This window comes from Desulfobacter sp. (assembly GCA_028768525.1).
Taxonomy (GTDB): Bacteria; Desulfobacterota; Desulfobacteria; order Desulfobacterales; family Desulfobacteraceae; genus Desulfobacter.
Genome location: CP054837.1, coordinates 5,149,359 through 5,169,887 on the forward strand (window position 1 = coordinate 5,149,359; position 20,529 = coordinate 5,169,887).

The window sequence follows — 20,529 nt, forward strand, 5'->3', positions numbered from 1 at the left end:
CTATATTTTATGGCTCACAATTTGTTTAAGCAAAAAAAGGGGGTTGGCAGGAAACGCCAAACCCCTTGGAATTCTTGGGCCGAGCCTTGGGCTCGCAAGGGCTTAGGCCCGGAGGATATCCTATCCTCCGGGTCTGCTTTTTTAATCAGAAGGGGGCTTTTTCAGGCCCTAAAAACTACATACCTTTGGAGCAGAGGTGCTCGCTTTCGCTTTTTCAATCGATTTTGACAGGGACTGGATCTTTTTTTCTGATGCATCTATGCATGATTGATTGGCATTAAATTCTTTAAACACCGAGTTGTATTTGTGTATGAGCGTATTACACTTTTCTTGAGCACGATAGGGCTCTCTTTCAATATAATTCTTTTCCCATCTCCAATTTTGAATAGGTGCATAGGCCGCATTAAAGAATTCATCTTTGCAGCTTTGTGTTCTCAGATAGGTAAATGCAAGTCTAAGTGCGATTATTCCTGCTGCTTGTCCGTATTCTCCGGTTTCAATTTTTTCTTTCGTGGTTTCATCCAGATACCCGGTAAACATATCCTGCAAACCAGATCCGATTCCGTATTTTTCTCCATTGAGAGACGCCACAAGCGCGCCACAACTGACACTGGTAATGGAGCTGTGCACATTTGTCTTGAGCAGTGCCGCTGCGCAGGATTCTGCGTCAACAAGGTTTTTCATACACGAGTCATGGGCTAAATCCTTGCATTGCCGCTTGCTTCCGCAGATCGTTTTTGGGAATGGCGGGACAGCGCGTTGAGGAGGCAGATTGCAAGTGTTTCCGTTGAACAATTCATGTTTATTGAGTTCAGTGTCCGCATGACGCAATCTATCGGAGCAGGCTTTTTGTTTACGAACGCAGGCTGCCTGTTTTTTTTGAGCAAGGTTTTTTTGTCTTAATTTTTGGTTGTAGTCATAAATCGACGTTATCATTATACCGGTATTGTCATCGAACAAAGGCTCCCCCTTGTCATCGAAGACAGCGTAGCAAACCTTGGGAGACGTATAGGGTGGCAATGAGAAGGTCAATGTTTTTTCTGTTGCTTTTGTTTTCCCGATTGCACGATTGTATCTATCGACCAATCGGTATTCTTTACCAGTCCCCCTGTTCAAGCCAACTTCCAAACCTGTTGCCGTCTGCACCACATATTTCGGCTTAACAGCACATCCTGAAATGATCATTAACAGTACTAAAAGATAGATGATACGCATATAACCTCCTTTAGATCAAATAAATCATGGCATAGGACAGCCACCCATCCGGTCACATTCATTGATAAATAGATTGACCTTACCATAGTGCGTCATTGACTATGTGGCACTGCAGGGTATCGTTTAACAAATCACTGATAAGCAGGGGTGTCAATCGGGGAAACCCTTAGAAATTATAAGATTTTAATGAGGAGGAAGGGCGGCTTTTGCCGCTTATTTTATAGGGCTTTTTTTAAATAAAAAAGGCTTCCAACGAAAATCGCTGAAAGCCTTTCTTGAAGCTGGTACCGGAGGTCGGACTTGAACCGACAAGGGCCTAAGCCCGGAGGATTTTGAATCCCTAAATTGGATTTTTGAAATTTTTAATAAAATTAAACCCTTATATTTCAGGTGGTTCCAAGACTTACTTTTGGTTTCGTTTGGAAATATGAGGAAATTTTTGACCTTGACGGGCACAAGATAGGGCACAGTAAACCCGGAGGATATTTAGTCCTCCGGGTCTGCTTTTTATGGGAAAAGGGTCATTTTCAGGCACAATCTGGGCACACCCTCAACATCCGGTTTTTTATCCAACCCTCGTTCCATTCGGTACGGGTTTCTCGGGCACAGACAGCGCGGGTAAAATTCCATCTGCATAACCAATGTCGAATAGCATTCCTTCAGAAAGTTCTCCCATCATTTTTCTGGGCTCCAGGTTCACCACGAATAATGCCTGGATGCCTTCTATTTCTTTTGGTTTTTCCCGCTCCTGTTTGATCCCGGCCAGTATGTTCCTTTTGTGATCTCCGAAATCCACAATCAGCCGGACAAGCTTATCGGATTTTTCTACATCCTCGACACGTTCAATTGTTCCTACCCGGATATCAATCTTGTCAAATTCTTTGGAGGTGATGGTTTCTTTAATCGGAGCTATTTTCATTTCTGTTCCTCAAAAAATGATCCACTGCCTCAATCAATATCCCGGCGACCGTAGTGTCGCTTTCCTGTGCATAACGTTCAATCCTTTCCGCGAGCTGACAAGGGACTTGGACAGTAAGGCTCTGGGTTGGGTCTGAGCACTCATTTGGTACGGTTTTATCGCTCATCTCGTTCCTTTCATCAAGATCTTAGCCTATAATTTTGCCACGGCTGCAGCAGGAAAGCAAAAATAAAAAGTGCGTGTGACAAGGTGCCTGTGATCCGTTACAGGGTCTGTAATGGTTGTAATCGGATCTTGTCACGATTCTGTGAATCGGAAGATCCAATATATTAATTATTCTATTATATCAATAGTTTTGACTTAACAATCGAGCCGGGAGGACAAATAACGAAGTGCCAATGTGGGGAAAGTTTTTTGGGTCCTTTTTTAATGGTGGTAAAAGTCTTAAATTCTGTTTGTATCCTTGAGAAAGTAGAGTATAGCCTGGAGTTCTGACATGGATAATAATCTTTGACTCTCAGATTTGAGCTTTTGGGCGCTAAAAAAAAGTCATGGCTATTAATAATAGTCTGGACCACGAGTTCCGGATTCAGGTTATTTTAAATTTTGACATAGCTTTCTGTTAAAAAATTGGGACGAAATATATACGACCTAAATTCCAGTCTGATGGGTGTGGAGGATTTTCATTGAACCTCTTTCTTCAGTGCGTCGTCCAGCTCTTCCAGTGCGGTGACTATTAGATTGACGATTGTCTGTTCAAATTCTGGCAAATCGGTTTCATCGTGGGTGCCTTTATTTAAATATGTCCACGGTGGTTGTTTTGCATCAGTGCCGAGTACAGTAGACAGTGAGCTAATTACTTTATCCTTGTTGGGAATATCTGCTTTTGATTTTCTGAACTTCGCTTTCAGGTTATCAGCAAGGTACCTTAGGTCCCATGGTTGATTTGGAGATCTTCTTGCAACGCTAATCGGTTTATCTAATTTGTCACAATATTTCCCATAGTGATACCAGGCAACTTGAGTTAAATTTTCTAAAGCTCGACGTGCCGACATGAGTGAATCGCGATATTCACTGCTATCATAGAGTTTCCGGGCGGCCAGGACATAATTCTTTGGGCGACTAAGAGAATTTACTCGGATATGGCTATCCTGTTTGGCCAAAAATAGGTAGGAGTGAGCTTTCATTGCAGATTCTTTCCCGATAATTTGATGAGTACGATTAAAGAACTCTTCGCCGTGTATCGCAATTATTAGCTGCTTCCCCGTGAAGTAATCATCTACAAACAACGTTTCACGGATGGCCTGCCTATGTTCATCGTCAATGGCATTGACTGGATCATCAAAGATCAGGAGAGGGCTGTTTTCCTTAAGATTCTTTGCAGTAAGTATGGCGAGACCAATGCAACGGATGTGTCCTTCGCTTAGAATGTGTAATGCGTCGAAATACTTTTCAGAATCCCTTTTGAACGAAATTTCAAGACGCTGGTTTTTACTCAACGGCAGGCGAATATTTGCCAGCTTCTCGTGCTCTGTGTCATTCCGGTTAAAAGCGTTGTATAGTTCAACAACCTGTTCGCCCAGATCTGATACTAATTGAGCAGGCAGTCCGTTTTTGTAAGCATCCAGCTCTTGTACAAAAGCCGCATAGGCAGTTGCTATCACCAGATTCTGAGCTACAAGCGCTTTTTCTGCTTCTGCATCTGCAATAAGCTGGGCATTTTCTGTATCAAATTTGTCGATGGCTTCTTCGGCGTTCTTCTTGGTTCCGTTTGCCGTATCTCTGCGCGTTTCCAATTTGACAATTTTCTCAGCAAATCCACGAAGCCGATTCAGTTCGGCCTGTTTTTCGACACGTTCCTTTTCAGTCTTATCAATCTCCTTGTCGTCGTCTTCGAGCTGTTTGACCTGTTTCTCAAGATGCTTATGCGGGGTTATGCCCTCATCAAAATTTTGAAGCAGTGATTTCCACCAATTAATGGTTGCCGCTTTTTCATTGACAATTTGAACAGCTATCAGCGGGTTGTTTTCTTGGTTACGAGAACAGCAAATGTTTATCAGTGCCGATAATTTGTTCAATAATGTTGCAATATCATCCAGCAGGGTCTTCACCGCTTCCTGTAATTGACCCAGATGTTCTAATTTTTTTAATTCAGTTTCAGCATGAACGAAAGGATTTCTTTTCACTTGGGTAAGCGGTGTCTGGCAGGCCGGACATTGGTCTGTACTGCTTTCCTGGACCCTTGCTACAGCCTCGTAAAGCTGTTTGAATGAAACCTCCTGGCTGGCCTTTGACAGCTCATCCTGTTTTGCTTCAAGTTCGTTGACATTGGTTTCGATTGACTGCGTTAACTCTTCAAGGTTGGCGGCAGTTACATTATTTTTTTGCGGGAGCTGTTTTTGCAGTTCCTCCTCAAGTTGCTTGGTCAGACCAGCCTTATCTTCGGTTCCATTGAGCTCTGCGACCATGTCCGAGAATGCGCAGTCTTCCCGATATTCTCGTGCCAGTTCCTTCTCTTCTTTTTCAATATTTTGGATTTCTTCAGGAATAGTGGCCTTCAGTTGCTGTTGATAGCCAGCAAGTACTTCCCGCTTTTTCGCCAGTTCTTTGGCTTTAACACCTTCAAGATCGATATATCTGGCGTCCATCGTATCCGTAAAGTTTCGGACAAACTCGGTGAAGGCATCAAGGCCAAACAAGGTGGAGATCAACTCGGTTTGTTTGGCCGGAGCCTGGGCGGCAATACGGGAGAAACTATCAATGCGGTTTTTCTCTATAAAACAAAAGCGGTATAGAGCCTCGTTTGCCGAAATTGCGATGTCCTTCCCGTGACTGTCGAGTCCTACAAGAGCTGGCGGTTTAAAGCTGCTTGTGTGGGCATTTTTTAAATAGTCATGCTGATTGCGGAATCTTTTATTTTCAGCTTCAGCTACATTGCCCAACAGGCCAAATTCCAATGCTTCACAAAAACTGGACTTGCCCGTTCCATTAGGCCCATAAATCAGTACCAGCTGACTTGCTAAGTCAAAATCCTCCTGTTTGGCAAACCCACGGAATGGACCAACCGAAATGCTTTTCAGTTGCATAAAAGGACAGGTCTGGGTTGTCGTCTGCTGTGGGGTGGATTGTATATCAGCGTTGATTGTTCCCCAGTTAGCTTTGGCAAGTGACGCGACCTTTTTAATGCGTTGCCCTTGTGAGGTGGATAACGGAATTAATGTATCCAAATGATTCAGCACAAGGTTGGCTATTTTACGCACCTCAGCGGAAACGCCTTCTCCTGTGAGTGTTTTCAAAAAGCGAAGATATTCGGACCGAATCATCAGCTATCCCCTCCCTTTAGATTAAACGTACTTCCCTGAAAAATCTTCAAATGCGTTGGTGACGGTGAATTCAACCTCTTTACCCAGAGCCTTGAAATGCTCCTTCCCGCATGCGATCTTGGCTTTTTCAGTTGGGCGTAGCGCATCGGTGAATAAGGTGCTTTTGGTTTCAACAACAAAGTAGAGCTTCTCTTTGCCATCCAATTCAATCAGCACAGCCCAGTCTGGATTATAGGTGCCCAGCGGGGTGTCGATTTTGAACCAACTCGGGAGTTTGGCGTACAGTTTAATGTCACCACTTCCTTCAAAAGCATTAGCAAATTCCAGCTCGATATCGGAATCGTACACCACATGGTCAAAGACCGATTTCTGACTTTCAACCATGTTCTTCTGAAGGTAGCCAAACAACTCGTTGTCACTGAACAGTTCCTGAGCGTAAAAATGGTCATCACCGATCTTGTGATACTTAATCCCGTCAACCACAAAGAGGCGCATCTGATGCTGGATAATTTTTGACACCTGCTCGATGAATTTCTGAGGGTTGTTCTTAAATGACTCCAGTCGCCCACTGTTGTTGAGGATTTTAACGATCGTTCGGCGCGTCAGGTTGGTTTCATTCTGTAGATAGGTGATCAGATCCGGGAGTTCAAAGGATTTTGAGTCATATACACTTGCGACACCGGGATCATCTTCGACATGAACGCCACCACGATCAATATCGACTTTTGATTTGCGATAAATAAACCTGGCTTTGCCTACCTGAAGATTGGCTTTGATCTCTTCCGCACATTTTGCGGCAAGTGCCTCCACGTCAAAATCCACTCTGAAGGTTGTCTTGTATTTTATCCTGTCCCAAAGCTCTTTGAACTCCGGACTTAAAAATACCGCTTTATTAAGTGACACCTTTTTCTTGTCGTCACGGTTTTTGATGTTGAGATTGCCGGAAACTTTTTTCAGTACTGCAGCAATTTGCGGGGCGTGCTCTTTGAATTCCTCTGGCAGTTCCAGCTCGCCGCTTTTCAAGGCTGTTTTCAAGGAGTCTTGAACTTTACCTTTGGTATCAATGTAACCAGTGGTTTTCAAGTGATCCCACAGCTTCTTGGAGGCTTCGACCCCCAGATATTCATTGTTGTAGTCGTCTATCGGAATAACAATGTTGGCAAACAGGTGCTCTTCAACCACACCGAATTTAATGCCTTCTTCCTGCTCAATCTCTTTCTGGAGCTGTTCGGCAAACTTCTCATAAGACTCGTTGGCCATGACCGTGAGGGTGTTGACCTCAAAACCATGAACCCGCTCACCATCCTGATTGACACATATACGAAGACCACGGCCAATTTCCTGCCGTTTCTTGATAACGGAATTGGTTTCGTTGAGCGTACAGATCTGGAAGACATTGGGATTGTCCCAGCCTTCTTTCAGGGCGGAGTGAGAGAAGATGAACTTCAAAGGGCATTCAAAGCTAAGCAACCATTCCTTTGCTTTCATGATTGTATGATAAGCACTTCCATCTGCAGCTGTAGAAGCTGGCTTATCATCTTTACCCAGTTTTGATTCTTTAAACCTTTGATTGCCTGAAGAATCCTTCTTGGGATCAATTGCAAAATACCCATCATGTACCCCATTGGCTGCAGTATCCAAATCGGCCCCTTCAAAGAGGGTGATGTATTTTGGTTTGCGGATTGCCCGGGCATACTCCTCTTCAAACATGAGGGCGAATTTGCCCTTTTGCGGATTGCCGTCCTCGTCGTACCAGCGGTAATTGGCCACCTTGTCGATGAAAAACAGGCTGAGAACCTTGATGCCCTGAGGACGCAGGCGCATCTCTTTATCCAGATGCTCCTCAATGGTCTTGCGGATCTGCAGGCGCTTGTATTCATCCGGGTCAACTTCACCAATAGCCTGACCCAGTTTCAGGATCTCCGGCTTGCTGGTGAAGCTGATGTATTCATTGCCTTTTTCGCAATAGATATCTTCGATGATGTAGCCATCGTAAATGTCACGGCCGCCACTGTATTTTGCATCCAGCAGATCTGCACCGCTTGAGACCACCACGGCTTTTCGTTTGATGTTGCCGTTCTTCATGCGGCAATCGATCTCGATTTTAGCGGTGATCGGGCTCTTTTTATTGTTTACGCTCAAGAGCTTTATATAGGCTTTGTTGTGGCCGTCTTTAACTTCAACTCCGGCAACTTCAATTTGTTTAACCAGCTTCTGCTCATAGGCATCAACGGAATCTAATTTGTAGAGCATGTGATGCTTGTCGATATGAGTAGCGGAGTAACGGAGGGTGCAGAGCGGATTTAGTGAGCGGATAGCCTCTTTACTCTTTGACGTGGTATCCACACTCTGGGGCTCATCCACGATGACAATGGGGTTGGTTTCCTGAATGTATTCAATGGGCTTGGCGCCGGTCATCCGGTCATGGGAACGGTGGATAATGTTGGCCTTGTTCTCCTTTTCCGGATCAGTGAAGCTTTTTCGGAAAGCATCGATATTGATTACCATGATCTGGATATCCGGACTGGTGGCAAAGTTCCTTACGTCGGAAAGCTTGCTGGAGTCATAAACGAACGCATCAAAAGTCACATTTTCATAGAGCTCTTTAAAGTGCTCGGCAGTAATCTCTAAAGACTTGGCAACACCTTCTTTGATGGCGATGGACGGCACCACAATGATGAATTTGGTGAAGCCGTAGAGCCGGTTCAGTTCAAAGATGGAGCGCAGATAGACATAGGTCTTTCCGGTTCCGGTCTCCATCTCCACGGTAAAATCCATGGAGTCCATTTTCTCGGAAGGGGCCAGCCCGTTCTGCAGCTGTATCTTGCGAATGTTTTTGTGGATGTCCTCGGGGAGCAACTTTAAGCGGTTTCCAATACCCAGATTGTTTTCCATGCCGGGAATGACCTGCTGGGTTGTGTACTGCAAAGGAGCCACAGTAAAATTGGTCTGGCAGATTTCCTGCCCTTCAAACACCCCGGCGACGGATTCTATGGCCTGCTTCTGGAAGTCCAGATTCGGATCAAATTGTATCTTCATCTTACAAGCTCCTTACATCAACAATGCCAGCCTGTTTGAGAATCTGAACCGCATTGGTTTTAACCACATCATCTTTGAACCCGGAGTCTTTGAATACCACACGCATGATTTCCGGATTGAGTTCATCCTTCAGCTTCGCAATGCCTTCGACCACCTCAAGCGAGATGGCATCCGATAGACAGATGATCAGCGCTCCCATACCGATATCGAACACCTTTTGACCGGCGATGTTGTGTTCCGTGATGGGCAGCGTCAGATCGAGGCCATACTTGAGCAGGATCTCGTAAAGGACATCTTCCTCACGGCGTTCGATTTTGATATTGGAAATAAAGTCTTCGAGGGTGCGCTCCGTCATATCAAAGTCCACTTCCCAAGGCTTGATATTAGTGGAGTCGAGTTTGAACACCTTGAAGCCAAGGTCACCATCATATTCAGGATTTTCTTCTTTGATCTTGGCAGCAGACCGGCGGATGCGTTCTTTGCTTATTTCCGCAATAGTTTTATAGCCAGCCTTAAAGGCTTCGGTGCCCTTATCACAAGCCTCTGGAAGTTGGACCATGATAAATTGTCTGACTCCAGCACCTTCAGCATTTAGTTGCATAACTGCATCTGCTGTAGTGGCAGAGCCCGCAAAAAAATCGAGAATCAATCCATTTTGACCATTGCCATATGATGACAGCAACACTTTCAGCAGACTCGTGGATTTAGGGTAGGAGAAGTAGCTCTTGCCAGAAAATAGTCGCTCGACTTCCATTCCCCCATCACTTTTTGTTGATAAAATAGACCTCAAGAGAAAGGTGTTGACCTCATCTAAATATGTGACTGAGCTGGGCTGCTGATCATCTTTTGCCGAAAACCAGATCTTTCCACACATGAAGCTGCCATCAGGAAGTTCAGTTACTTCAGTGTAATTGCCATCTACTCTTTTAGCTGCTTCGTTAAAAGTATCTTCTTTCCAGCGCCAGCCGCGATCAGGAATTTTAACTGGCTGTCCAGTTTTAGGGTGCTTTACTTCGTAGTCAGGACCAAATGTATTCGCATTTGGCCAGCTCATATTGATCTTCCCCCACAAACGATACTCATGGTCAAAAGAATTGTATAAAGTAATCCCTCTGTCGTATGCATTCTTCTTGTAAAGCTTCTTTATTTCTTCTTCGGCCTCCAGGATCGGGGTTCCATTTTTTTTAAGCTTTTCAACTAACTCATAAATATCATCCAAGCCATCTTTGCGCATGGTGAATTCGGGTTTGAGCGATGTATCTTTGGCATAAAGCAAAACATATTCATGGATATTACCCACACCCTTATCATTCTTTGGTATTCGTTTGTTCCATGTTATGTTTTCAACAAAATTCTCTTCGCCAAAAATCTCGTCGCACATTTTTTTAAGATTCGTGATTTCCTCATCTGCGCTAATGAAAATTACCCCATCATCCTTCAGCAGGTTCCGGGCGAGCTTCAGACGTGGATACATCATATTCAGCCAGTCGGTATGATAGCGCCCACTGGTTTCGGGATTGTTGGAGAGGTTACGGCCTTCACCATCCACCTGACCGGTGATCTCTTTATAGTTTTTGATGTTGTCCTTGAAGTTATCCTTGTACACAAAATCTTTGCCAGTGTTATACGGTGGATCGATATAGATCATCTTCACTTTTTTGTGATAGCTCTTCTGCAGGAGCTTGAGCACCTCAAGGTTGTCGCCTTCAATGAAAATGTTCTGGGTAGAATCCCAATCCACCGACTCTTCCTTGCACGGGCGCAGGGTGCCGGTGCTGGGTGTCTGGGCGATCATCCGGGCTTTGCTCTTGCCGTTCCATGTAAAGCTGTAGCGTTCATCGCGGTCGTCTACAAATGTGCCGAGCACTTCCTTCAGCGCCTCAAAGTCGACCTTGCCCTCCGTGAAGGCTTCCGGAAACAGCTCCTTCAGCTTACCAACATTTTCGGCTACGATGTCCATTGTTTTACCATCCATTTTTTCCATGATTAAACCTCTCTTATTACAGGCTCGCAGCCAGTTGCTTGAGCTCTTGTTCAAATTTCTTGATTTGTGTATTTAGCTCAACCTGCCGGTTAAAAGCCGCTTTCTTCAGCTGCCCGCGCAGATCCGATATTCTTGATTCAATTTCCCGGCACCTTGTCAACCGTTCCAGCCGGTCGACCGCTTTGCCAATGGTAAAGGTTCCGGACAACACCGAGCATTCGTATCCCGTGAAGCGATCCGTCCAGGCGCTGTATAAAGAGCCGTAGGTTTGAAGCGGCATACTGCCCCATGCAAGTGATGCGACAAAGGCAGATTCTTGATCGTTCAATGTCTCACTGTTTATCCAGCCGGTGGTATAGAAACGCTCGGCAACAAAAGCTCCATGTTCTGCCTGACTAAACCGCTTGGGAGCGATGCTCAGGGCTATATCTCCGCTTTCGGTATAGAAGCCCAGCATCAATGGATACGGGATGACCCGGTGGATAATTTCTGCGATTCGTTTGTGGCCTTTCTGAGAATTCATTTCGACCTGCAAAACCGCCACCTCAAGGTATTCCCGCTCATTGTCTCTGTAAGGAAGAACCGGGCAGGTTGAGGGCTTCAGGGTGTATTCCCAATACACGTTCTTCACGTTTTCCCGAAACAGCTTTTTATCGCTGGCGACAAGTTCACCACTTTCAAGGAACTGCTTTTTAGGAACCCGTTTGCCCAGGAGAGCCGCCTCCGGAAAGGAGATGGCATTCCAGATAGTTTCAATGGCCTTATTCATCGTCCGCCTCCTCACCCAGCAGGATCAGGTAGCTGACCACTTCAAAGTCATCCATGCCTTTAAAGCTGTTTTTATTGATGACGGTGCCGCCGGGAGAGAAGAGACTCTCCACACCGCGCTCTTCAGCGGCACCGGTCAGAGCCTGCACTGCTTTGGACAGCAGGTTGCGATACTGCGACATATCGGAGCCATTGCGTGTCTGGCCGGAAAAACGGGTTGTGGCTGCACCATCAACGGACTTTCCATGGATGCTCATCTTCTTCAGCAGATCCAGAATCTTTTTGGTCTGGGTGAACTGTAAAAGAACGGAACCGTCGTTATTCACATAGACCAGATAGTAAGGCGACAAAGCATAGGTGGAGTCCGAAACGGTTTGAGCGCCTTCATTTCTTAGGCAGAAGATCACTCCGGGTGAGAACTCATCTTTTAACGAGTCGTCGATGGTGGCCACGGCATACGCGCCAGATGGTATCCGTTCCAGCAGGTTCTCATGCTCTTTTATGTAGTCGCTGAGATCCATGCGGAAGTCGTTCAGCGTGAGGTCGGTGATGGAGATGCCACCCTCGACGTCATCAATGTCGACCACTTCGTTCTGAAGCTTTTCGAGCTGTTTCCGGCGGTATTCGAGGTCATTCATTTTTCCTGAATCGGTAAACTCAATGACGTTCTCTTCACCAGTGGCCGAAATATCCAGCAGAACCATGCGACCGGAAACGCGGGCCTCAAGATTTATGTACTCATCCAGCTCCATGTTGGGCCAGAAGTTCACCAGTTGGATTTTGTCATTTTTCGAGCCCAGTCGATCAACACGGCCAAAACGCTGAATGATTCGAACCGGATTCCAGTGGATGTCATAGTTGATCAGGTAATCGCAGTCCTGCAGGTTTTGCCCCTCTGAAATACAGTCCGTGGCAATCAGCAGGTCAATTTCTGCAGTGAGAGATGAATCGATCTTTTCACGCTCTTTCGATACTGGCGAGAAGGACGTAATGATTGCGGCCAGATCCTTGCGTATGCCGGGCATCTCGGTTTTGTTTTCTCCGGAGCCGGTAACCAAGGCAGCATAGATTCCAAGCTCCCGCTGTGCCCATTTTGCAGTGTTTTCATATAGATACTTTGCGGTATCAGCAAATGCGGTGAAAATAATGAGCTTCTTATTGTCCGGATTGATCGGGTTGGCAACTTTGTAGCGAATAAGCTCCTTTAGTTTCCTGAGCTTTTCATCTTGCGGGGCTTTTATTGACTGTGAAGAGGCAATCAGTTTTTCCAGAATCTCCCGATCTTCTTCAAGCTCTTGCTTCCAGCGTACCGTATCCATGTCCTGAATCAGGACTTTGACCTTCTTGCCGACAACAAAAGGAGAGAAAGCATCATCTTCAATTTCGATCTCTTCGATATCAAACTCTTCAACCGCTGTATTGTTGTCATGGTCTGCAATTTTCTGGATCAATCCTGTTACTTCACCGAGAAGTTTTTCCAGCGTCATGGTGAAGGAGTTGATTGAGCTTTCCATTCGTTTGAAGAGGTTAACCCGCATCAAATGAATCAAGCTCTGTTCGCGGTCTACCTGTCTGAACACGGAACCGCCAGCAACCTTTCGGTCATATTTGCGGCTGTACTCTTCAGCCTTTTGCGGCAGGACATATTTCAGCGGAGCATATGCGCTCAAATTAAGCAGTCGAATATCTCGGTTAATACTCTCAAGCGCCGGGAAGCGTCCCTCTGTATCAATGTCAGTTTTGATATTGACGGGTTTTAGCCTCTCGGGGAATTTTCCGATCTCCGTTACATCATAATACTTTTCGATATGCTTTCTGGATCGGGCAATGGTGAGAAGATCCAGCAATTTGAAATAGTCAAAATTCAAAGTCTCCAGCAGGGACTCTGTGGTTCTCTTGCTGTCGTCCAGATTCAGCCATGCATTGAAGCGTGTCTGAGCCATTTTTAACGTCTGTTCTATGCTGGTGATTCCATTGGTCTTAAACGCATCGTCTTTTGCCTCAACGATAAAAGCAACTTGGTTTTTCAGGTCGTTCATCCGGTTGTTTACCGGCGTCGCCGAGAGCATCAGCACTTTGGTTTTCACGCCAGCTTTGATGATCCCGTCCATGAGTTTGGCATATCGGGTCAGGGCATTATCTTTGCGGGCCGGGTTGTTTCGGAAGTTATGCGACTCATCAATTACCACCAGATCATAATTGCCCCAGTTTAGCGTCTCCAGGTTAATTTCCCCGGACATACCTCGCGCACGAGTCAAATCCGTATGGTTGAGAACATCATAATTAAATCTATCGGAAGACAAAATATTTCTTTTGTCATTAATGGTATATAATGTCCAGTTTTCCCTCAGCTTTTTGGGACATAAGACCAAAACTCTATCATTCCGTAGTTCATAATATTTTATAATTGCCAGAGCCTCAAAGGTCTTACCCAATCCAACGCTATCAGCAATGATGCATCCGTTATACCTTTCAATTTTATCGATTGCACCCAAGACGCCATCACATTGGAATTTATAAAGTTTTTGCCAAACTTCGGTTCCTTTTATGCCGGTCTGTGTTTTAATGATATTTTCTTCATCAAGTTCACCAATTAGCTCTTTAAAAATATTAAAAAGAGTGAGGAAATAAATTTGCTGAGGTGTTTTATCGGTATAGTAAAGGGCAAGAGCCTCTTGAATAGTAGTTCCAATATCAGAATTATTTCCACCCAAAGACCATAGTCCCTCAAACCAATCAACCAAAGAATCTGTCTCTTCAGGACTTCGGAAGAAGGTATTCATGTGGTGGGTTTCTGATGGTACGATACCCAGGCCGTCAGTGGTAAAAGAGGAACTACCTACTATGGCAAGGTCTTTCTTTTTGCCGTTGTGAGATAAATGAATAAAATTTTGATATACCTGAGAGGGTAACTGACGCACTTCACACTTTTTTTGCAGCCATTCTGAACACTCACGTGCAATGCGGTTAATATCCAGTCTGTTTCTAAGGCGACGGTCCAGATGGCTCCCCGGCAGATTGGCAATGAAGGTTTTGGAATCTTTGGGAGTTGGAACAAGAAGCTTAAACTTACCAACCTTTGAAAGCTCTTTTTTCAATTCAGCGAATGCATATAAAGAAAACAAGGAGGAAAGAACCGAAATACTGCATCCGGAAGAAAGGTCTCCTTTTAATTTAGAGATAACTGTACCAAAAGATTTATTATCTATTACTCCAGTAGTTTGCTCCATTATTTTCTGCGTACCTATTATTTCCTAAATTTTCTATCTTAAGGGCGAACTTTTTGGATCACACAACACAAGCCGCGGCCATTTAGACATAAACAATTATCGAAATCAAGCTATCAATCAGTTTGGGATTTCCTTTTTAGTTATTCTTTCAGATCCCAATAACCCGAGCAGTTCATAACGCATTCTCAACCTTTTCATTTTCAAAATAGAACTCGGAAGTTTCACAGGTTGAGCACTCTTTATAGAATTTCAATTTTGCTTTTCTAATTCGTACTTTGCATGAATCATTTTTGCATTTTAGTTTAATAGCAGTATTACCATCACAGTCTCTGCATTTGAAATAGTACCCATACCGTCCGTATAATATACTGATGTTCACAGAATTGCATTTGGAGCATTTCTTTTCTTCTGAGCTATCTGATTCATCAACAGGGGCCTTTGGAGCCCATTTTGTTAAATCTTCATCATTGTTTAGCTCAGGGGGCTCCTGATATTCATCAGCTCGAGCGCTGGACTTATGTGCTTTAACGAGGGTGTCGGATATTCTTTGAATTGTGGATTCTCTGAAATGACTATTCATTTTCAATGAAAAAAGCTTGTCATTTGTTTTTGCGTACCCGTCAATAAGTCCTTCTATCTTCTCAGTTATTTGATCTGCTTTGCATACTTCGGCAATAGAGGTGTTTTTACCTCTTTTAATGATGCCAGTATCAGATATGGCAACCAACACATCATATTTAAAATCTGCCAATGTAGTTTTTGATATGAGTATTTTTCTAAGAAGATGCTCACAATTTGTCGTAAGGAATTTTTGAAGCAAATCTATTTGCCTCTTGGCCTGATTTACAGGAGATGGCATTCCTTTAGAAGAGCTACGATAGTGCCTGATCCATTCGCCATGTTCGTTAATGGAAATTTTAGATGTGACACTTTTTGATTCGACCACTGTAAAACCAAATCTATGGATGATTAAGTGATCCATTTGAGCAAAATCATCACCCATCTGGATTCGCAGATCATTGATAACGACAATATCAGAGTTGTCCTGAAATGCCCGTTTTAAATAAAATGCCATCTGCTTTTCAGCATCATGGCCATATTTTTGAATTTTAGTAAGATTGGTTTTATCATCAATTCCTTTTAATATCACAACGTCTTCCTGCTATTTTTTTTATCCTTGTTCACCGATGGTTTTCAATACTTGGTTTCCCAACTGCCTTGTATTTAGAAAATTACCGTTGCTGTTCATTAAACCCACATTCAATATTTTAGCCAATTTTCTAAGCACTGGTTTTACGGGGCTCAACAGAGTTCCATCTTGTTCAAGCTCAATTGCTCCAGTTTCTAATTCCCTTATAATATACCCCTCAAATTCAACCTCTTTCACAGATGATATGTCTTCTCTTGATTTTTTTGCTTGAGTTAACTTGCTGAGGGCTAAATTTAATTTACCGTTTCTGCCTGGTACCATAAGAGTTTCTGCCTCAGTTCTTGGAGCATTTAGCAGCGTTTCTACCTGCATCTCTTCTGTATTGACCCTTAGGATCATGATTCGATCCACAACATCCAGCGTGTTGGAATTAAAACTGATATGCCCAGTGTTTTTCATTTTGGCAGTTGTTTTAACAGAAATCCTTTCTCCATCACCGCTTACAACATCATATCCTTTCTGATTGACTTCCGTTGCCATCTGCCCATTGGTAATCAAGGCTGCGTAAAGTTCCCCAATCCTACCACAAAGGTGTCTAAGCTCGGTAGGAGGGACTTCCCAGCTTAATTCTCTTTCAAACCAAGCCATTGCTTCACCAAGAGATTGGATAATTTGCATTTGAGTTAGGGCCATTGTTTTTTCACTTTTATTGAAACAAGTTTTCGTTTTTTATTTGGCATACAGCATCAATCCCCAAGTTCCCCACCAACCCTATACGTCCCATCCAGCCGTTTCCACATGTCTTCATATTTCTTGTCCAGTTCTGATACGACCAGGTCATATTCTTCCTGTGTTATTTGTCCGGTTTTCAGTTTGGTCTCAATCATGAACAGTTCATCATCATACCATTTATCGGGATCGAAATTATAAGTCATGGTTTAAAACGGAATGAAGTGTTCTCTACCATCTCTTGCATCGAAAAGGATCTGGGAGATTTTGGATTTAGGGACAGTTTTGATGGGGGATGATTTCTTAGCCCCCGGCTGAAATTTTTGTTGCTTGAGGCACCTACGGATTTCAGCTCGCTTCTCTTCAGACAGATACATGAAGCCTCCTTTTTTTCAGAATCGATACCAGTGCCATGCATTCTATATCAGGCCAAGGATCGACATTCAATAAGGGAAACCCTTAAATCAGGTTGTTTTTATCATGGTCGAACTTTCCCATTAGTATCCCACCATATTTTAAGGACCCTTTCCGGTTGATGGATCTCTAAGAATAAGCCAAATGTCTCCCATTATGGTCAGACATCACCACCCTCCATAACTATGCCCTCAGGCTGGTAGCACCTATGAGGGAAGACCTTTACCCATTTGGTATATTATAGGGGTGGGGGCCTTTACCCATAGGTCTTTCAGGCTTTACCGGATCAGCAGCATAGTCATCACCGCAGACGACATCTTCCTCTAAAACCTTTAGCCGCATTTTCCCCCCTCCCCCTGGTCCTGTGATTCAGCGGGGAGAATCCATCCACCACCAAACCAACAACGAGGGCTTGTCCATTCAGGGCAGGCCCTTTCGTATTTTTAACCCAAGCAAAGGAGGTAGTCATGAAATCCATCAGTGACACCAACATCATCAAACAATTTACCCGGCCACCTGACGACAGGAGCCAGGCCGAAACTGGAAGCATTTCTGCATTCCCCTCGAATCCGCTCGACATGCCCACATCCACATTCGAGGCCAATTTGAAGCGCCGCCAGGAAAACCACCAGAAGCTGATTCAATGGATTAGGGAGCGCTTGGAGCCAGACGTAGACTACGGGCGGGTGCATGTTGTTGAACATTGCAAATATGCCAGGGCCGGTATTGTTCACCAGTGCCGAGACTTAAGCCATTACTCAGGCCTGATGCTCTGGAAAGCTGGTGCTGAGAAGGTTCTCGGTGTGATGGGCCTTACTGCCCATTTCCCTAATCTTCATCAATACGAGATGGCATGTGTGCATAAACAGGAAATCATCCAGGTGCTGCTGAGATGTGAGCTGAGAACTTTAAACGGGAAAGTGGTCGCAGAAGGCAGCGGCGGCAGGCACATACGTCAGGATAACTGGAACCTGAACACCAGTATCAAGATGGCCAGTAAATCTGCTCTCATAGACGCAACAGTACGTGTGGCGGGGCTTACAGGGATCTTCATCAAAACCCACCGGCATACAGTCAGAAACAATGTACCCGGTATGTCAGATTGTCCAAATTACAATCTTCCTTCAGGGGCAGCTCGTCACGGCCCTATTCCCGAAGATAAACCGATCAGTCAGAAACAAAAGGATCTTATCTTTCGGTTGTCCGGCACCAAAGGGCTAACCACAGAAGGTCTGAACCAGTTAACCAAAGACCGTTTCAGCAAATCACTGGATGACCTTAACCGTGTTGAGGCGTCTACTTTTATCCAATATTTCAACGGCTGAAACCAGCCACAACATAAGGAGAATTATCATGAGAAACACACCAACCGAGGCACAACTGGCAACCATCCCTGAACTGTATGCAACGGAACACATCCCCATCGAAGATAAGATTGTTCAGGCGCATTTCTACATCGGGCAATCGCACTGGTTCATCGTTGAATATGACCAGGTCGATACTATGTTCGGATTCTGTATTTTGAACGGAGACCTTGAAATGGCCGAATGGGGGTATGTTAGCTATCAGCAGCTGAAATCCATAAGCATCTTGGATGTTTTCCAGGTTGAGTACGATCTTTTGTGGGAGCCGAAACCCGACAGTGAAGTTGAATTGATCAGGAGGGCCAGGTTCTATGCATAGAGTTCACAATTACAGCGTCAGCAAAGAAGATTTCGAGGCGATGCTCAATGCCAAACGATTTAATCCGTGCCTTGAAATCACCTTCAGAGATCGTTCAGGGCAACACACTCATAAGCTGAATGTCGGCTATGGAGATAAACTGGATGTTTATCGGGAAGGGCCGGAAACCTATGTCCTGTCACGTAATTATAGCCTTTGGTATGTGGGCTTAGAAATCTTTCAAGGGGCTGATAAAACCGGTGAAATCTTTCTGGACGAGCACCAAGTCAAAGAGACCCTCGAACGCGGCGATTTAGCCCCTTTTAACGCCATTAAACGGCTGAGGGAACACATGCTTTAATCCAAATAAACAACCCATAAATCAAACATTAGAGGCCTTACTGGGCATTCCAGTTAAGGTCTTTTTTTATGCCTAAATCAAGGAGGAACCAATGGCAATCGCGACAAAATCATTTGACCAAAGATGCCGTCAACACATGGCTGAACAGGGCATCACCAGCAAGGAAAAACTGCAGCACAAGCTTCAATCCATTTTTGAGGAAGCGGATCACCAGGAGGCTGCTTTAATAGGCCTGTATAAGATGCTGATACCTGACTGGGATAAACTGGACCGCTTGGAAGGCTTTCCCATTATCGGCCAGGAAATGTGGCGGTACATCGGCAATCTCTTTATTCATTACGATCAGGAACATCATCCCAAGGTCTTTAACGGCGGGCTTTGGCTGAATAACGGTTTCTCATCCAGCGAGGATCTTGGCCCATGGGAAATCAGCTTAAGCCGGTGCAACGTCATTTATTCATAGACCATCAACGACAATTAGAAGGCCATCAGGGGGCAATCGCTCTTTGATGGCCTTTTTTATTGGAGGACAATCATGACCAAACAGCAGAAAGAAGCTTACCAGGACGTGGTTGAGCTGAAAAAGATTATCCGCAGCCTGAAAGGTAGGAAGTTCCGGCTTGATTGTGGGCACCACGTCACCTTCGGCCATTTTCTCGCCAATGACATTACCATCCGCAACGATAAAGAGCCAGTAATTACCTGTTCCCTGTGCGGTTATTAATCCGCTCACCCTATAAAAATTCTATCAAATCAATCAACAAAGGAGAATTACCATGATCACAACACTCGAAACCGTTATCAATGAAGTCCATCAGGATTCAATCAACCACTTTGATGAAGTCATGCCAGTGCATGAGATGGAGTTCGATAGTCTGAAGAAAATGTGGGTTTCCGGCAAGCAGATAGATGTTGCCCCCACGGCTCAGCGCCTTTTGTCCAATCGACTTCGGGTGCCATATTCGTATCTGTCCCGGTGCCCTGAAGATTTACAGGCCCGCAATCTGAATTACTGGATTGAGAAGGAGTGCCAACGCCGGGACACGTTCTTTTGCAGGTTCAATGGAGATACACTTCGTGCTGTATTTACTGAACGATACCAACCCCTGGATAACATGGAAATCCTGGCCCAAATCATCGAGCAGGGCTTCAAGCCATATATGCAGGTTCAGTTCTCCCTGGACCATGGGATGTTCCTGCTTAAAATTCCAGAGTTTGACAGAACATTCGGTGTCAATTCCAGCCACGACGGTCCTATAGATGAAATTGTTCCAGGCATTGCTTTTACCAATAGTGAAGTTGGCTTGATCGCTTTCAGCATTGAGGCTTTCTTCTATCGTCTGGTTTGCACCAATGGCCTGATTTCTGTTGCCCAGAAGGTATCTAAATTCAAACACATCAGTAACCGGGGATTGGAGAATTTTCCTGAAACCCTGTCAGGTGTAATTGACGGGTCCATCCGTAATCAGGAGGAGTTCAAATTATCCCGCCAGTCTCATGTTGAGCACCCCATTGCTTCCATTGACACATTCAGCAGGCGTTTTGGCCTTTCTCAAAATGATGCTGATATCGTCAAGAAATCTTTTGAGCAGGAACCTGGTGATACTCTTTTCCACGTTCTCAATGCATTCACCGCCGCAGCCAAATCAGAAGGATTGAGCACAGCGGATGTCTATAAATTCGAGAAAGCCGGGGGCCAGATCCTGTCCCTGGTCAAACCCTAAATCCAATTATC

The 20,529-nt window shown here is 44.6% G+C and carries 16 protein-coding genes; 6 read left to right on the forward strand and 10 right to left on the reverse strand.

Translation table 11 applies throughout. From position 1 onward, the window contains the following. Nucleotides 1-168: 168 nt before the first annotated feature. The 10 genes from HUN04_22625 to HUN04_22670 form a co-directional block, all read right to left on the reverse strand. The gene (locus HUN04_22625) at nucleotides 169-1,215 is read right to left on the reverse strand and encodes a hypothetical protein (protein WDP92363.1); all 1,047 of its coding nucleotides are present in this window, start codon (nucleotides 1,213-1,215) and stop codon (nucleotides 169-171) included. Nucleotides 1,216-1,780: 565 nt separating this feature from the next. After that, entirely contained in the window at nucleotides 1,781-2,134 is a 354-nt protein-coding gene (locus HUN04_22630) for a tRNA-binding protein (GenBank protein WDP92364.1), read from the reverse strand. A 683-nt stretch (nucleotides 2,135-2,817) separates the two neighbouring features. Next, nucleotides 2,818-5,457 (reverse strand): AAA family ATPase, encoded by a 2,640-nt coding sequence (locus HUN04_22635; GenBank protein WDP92365.1) that lies wholly within the window; start codon nucleotides 5,455-5,457, stop codon nucleotides 2,818-2,820. 21 nt (nucleotides 5,458-5,478) lie between these two features. Beyond that, a complete protein-coding gene (locus tag HUN04_22640; GenBank protein WDP92366.1) occupies nucleotides 5,479-8,496 on the reverse strand; it encodes a DEAD/DEAH box helicase family protein in 3,018 nt (1,005 codons plus the stop codon). A 1-nt stretch (nucleotide 8,497) separates the two neighbouring features. Next, the gene (locus HUN04_22645; protein WDP92367.1) at nucleotides 8,498-10,480 is read right to left on the reverse strand and encodes a site-specific DNA-methyltransferase; all 1,983 of its coding nucleotides are present in this window, start codon (nucleotides 10,478-10,480) and stop codon (nucleotides 8,498-8,500) included. Between the two features lie 16 nt (nucleotides 10,481-10,496). Then, complete coding sequence (locus tag HUN04_22650) at nucleotides 10,497-11,249, reverse strand: DUF4391 domain-containing protein (GenBank protein WDP92368.1); 753 nt, start codon at nucleotides 11,247-11,249, stop codon at nucleotides 10,497-10,499. Further along, on the reverse strand, nucleotides 11,242-14,478 hold the full coding sequence (locus HUN04_22655; GenBank protein ID WDP92369.1) for a DEAD/DEAH box helicase family protein: 3,237 nt from the start codon (nucleotides 14,476-14,478) through the stop codon (nucleotides 11,242-11,244). The genes HUN04_22650 and HUN04_22655 overlap by 8 nt, the downstream gene beginning before the upstream one ends. 172 nt (nucleotides 14,479-14,650) lie before the next feature. Next, a complete protein-coding gene (locus HUN04_22660; GenBank protein ID WDP92370.1) occupies nucleotides 14,651-15,628 on the reverse strand; it encodes an NERD domain-containing protein in 978 nt (325 codons plus the stop codon). Between the two features lie 21 nt (nucleotides 15,629-15,649). Continuing rightward, nucleotides 15,650-16,321 (reverse strand): hypothetical protein, encoded by a 672-nt coding sequence (locus tag HUN04_22665; GenBank protein ID WDP92371.1) that lies wholly within the window; start codon nucleotides 16,319-16,321, stop codon nucleotides 15,650-15,652. Nucleotides 16,322-16,374: 53 nt separating this feature from the next. After that, nucleotides 16,375-16,515, reverse strand: coding sequence for a hypothetical protein (locus HUN04_22670; protein ID WDP92372.1), 141 nt, complete (start codon nucleotides 16,513-16,515; stop codon nucleotides 16,375-16,377). 723 nt (nucleotides 16,516-17,238) lie between these two features. On the opposite strand from HUN04_22670, the gene HUN04_22675 reads away from it, so the two are divergent. The 6 genes from HUN04_22675 (at nucleotide 17,239) to HUN04_22700 (ending at nucleotide 20,518) form a co-directional block, all read left to right on the forward strand. After that, the gene (locus tag HUN04_22675; protein WDP92373.1) at nucleotides 17,239-18,096 is read left to right on the forward strand and encodes a hypothetical protein; all 858 of its coding nucleotides are present in this window, start codon (nucleotides 17,239-17,241) and stop codon (nucleotides 18,094-18,096) included. A 28-nt stretch (nucleotides 18,097-18,124) separates the two neighbouring features. After that, on the forward strand, nucleotides 18,125-18,454 hold the full coding sequence (locus tag HUN04_22680) for a DUF2958 domain-containing protein (protein WDP92374.1): 330 nt from the start codon (nucleotides 18,125-18,127) through the stop codon (nucleotides 18,452-18,454). After that, complete coding sequence (locus HUN04_22685; protein ID WDP92375.1) at nucleotides 18,447-18,794, forward strand: hypothetical protein; 348 nt, start codon at nucleotides 18,447-18,449, stop codon at nucleotides 18,792-18,794. The genes HUN04_22680 and HUN04_22685 overlap by 8 nt, the downstream gene beginning before the upstream one ends. Before the next feature lie 91 nt (nucleotides 18,795-18,885). After that, complete coding sequence (locus HUN04_22690; protein WDP92376.1) at nucleotides 18,886-19,257, forward strand: hypothetical protein; 372 nt, start codon at nucleotides 18,886-18,888, stop codon at nucleotides 19,255-19,257. A gap of 72 nt (nucleotides 19,258-19,329) precedes the next feature. Continuing rightward, on the forward strand, nucleotides 19,330-19,518 hold the full coding sequence (locus HUN04_22695; GenBank protein ID WDP92377.1) for a hypothetical protein: 189 nt from the start codon (nucleotides 19,330-19,332) through the stop codon (nucleotides 19,516-19,518). Between the two features lie 46 nt (nucleotides 19,519-19,564). After that, nucleotides 19,565-20,518: a DUF932 domain-containing protein gene (locus HUN04_22700; protein ID WDP93378.1), complete on the forward strand. Its 954-nt coding sequence runs from the start codon at nucleotides 19,565-19,567 to the stop codon at nucleotides 20,516-20,518. Nucleotides 20,519-20,529 lie beyond the last annotated feature (11 nt).

What these genes read in the sequence shown, in the direction of transcription:
- HUN04_22685 (WDP92375.1), top strand. Translation starts at nt 18,447, where the DNA reads ATGCATAGAGTTCACAATTACAGCGTCAGCAAAGAAGATTTCGAGGCG.
- HUN04_22695 (WDP92377.1), top strand. Translation starts at nt 19,330, where the DNA reads ATGACCAAACAGCAGAAAGAAGCTTACCAGGACGTGGTTGAGCTGAAA.
- HUN04_22665 (WDP92371.1), bottom strand. Translation starts at nt 16,321, where the DNA reads ATGGCCCTAACTCAAATGCAAATTATCCAATCTCTTGGTGAAGCAATG.
- HUN04_22670 (WDP92372.1), bottom strand. Translation starts at nt 16,515, where the DNA reads ATGATTGAGACCAAACTGAAAACCGGACAAATAACACAGGAAGAATAT.
- HUN04_22675 (WDP92373.1), top strand. Translation starts at nt 17,239, where the DNA reads ATGAAATCCATCAGTGACACCAACATCATCAAACAATTTACCCGGCCA.
- HUN04_22655 (WDP92369.1), bottom strand. Translation starts at nt 14,478, where the DNA reads ATGGAGCAAACTACTGGAGTAATAGATAATAAATCTTTTGGTACAGTT.
- HUN04_22625 (WDP92363.1), bottom strand. Translation starts at nt 1,215, where the DNA reads ATGCGTATCATCTATCTTTTAGTACTGTTAATGATCATTTCAGGATGT.
- HUN04_22645 (WDP92367.1), bottom strand. Translation starts at nt 10,480, where the DNA reads ATGGAAAAAATGGATGGTAAAACAATGGACATCGTAGCCGAAAATGTT.
- HUN04_22635 (WDP92365.1), bottom strand. Translation starts at nt 5,457, where the DNA reads ATGATTCGGTCCGAATATCTTCGCTTTTTGAAAACACTCACAGGAGAA.
- HUN04_22650 (WDP92368.1), bottom strand. Translation starts at nt 11,249, where the DNA reads ATGAATAAGGCCATTGAAACTATCTGGAATGCCATCTCCTTTCCGGAG.
- HUN04_22640 (WDP92366.1), bottom strand. Translation starts at nt 8,496, where the DNA reads ATGAAGATACAATTTGATCCGAATCTGGACTTCCAGAAGCAGGCCATA.
- HUN04_22690 (WDP92376.1), top strand. Translation starts at nt 18,886, where the DNA reads ATGGCAATCGCGACAAAATCATTTGACCAAAGATGCCGTCAACACATG.
- HUN04_22630 (WDP92364.1), bottom strand. Translation starts at nt 2,134, where the DNA reads ATGAAAATAGCTCCGATTAAAGAAACCATCACCTCCAAAGAATTTGAC.
- HUN04_22680 (WDP92374.1), top strand. Translation starts at nt 18,125, where the DNA reads ATGAGAAACACACCAACCGAGGCACAACTGGCAACCATCCCTGAACTG.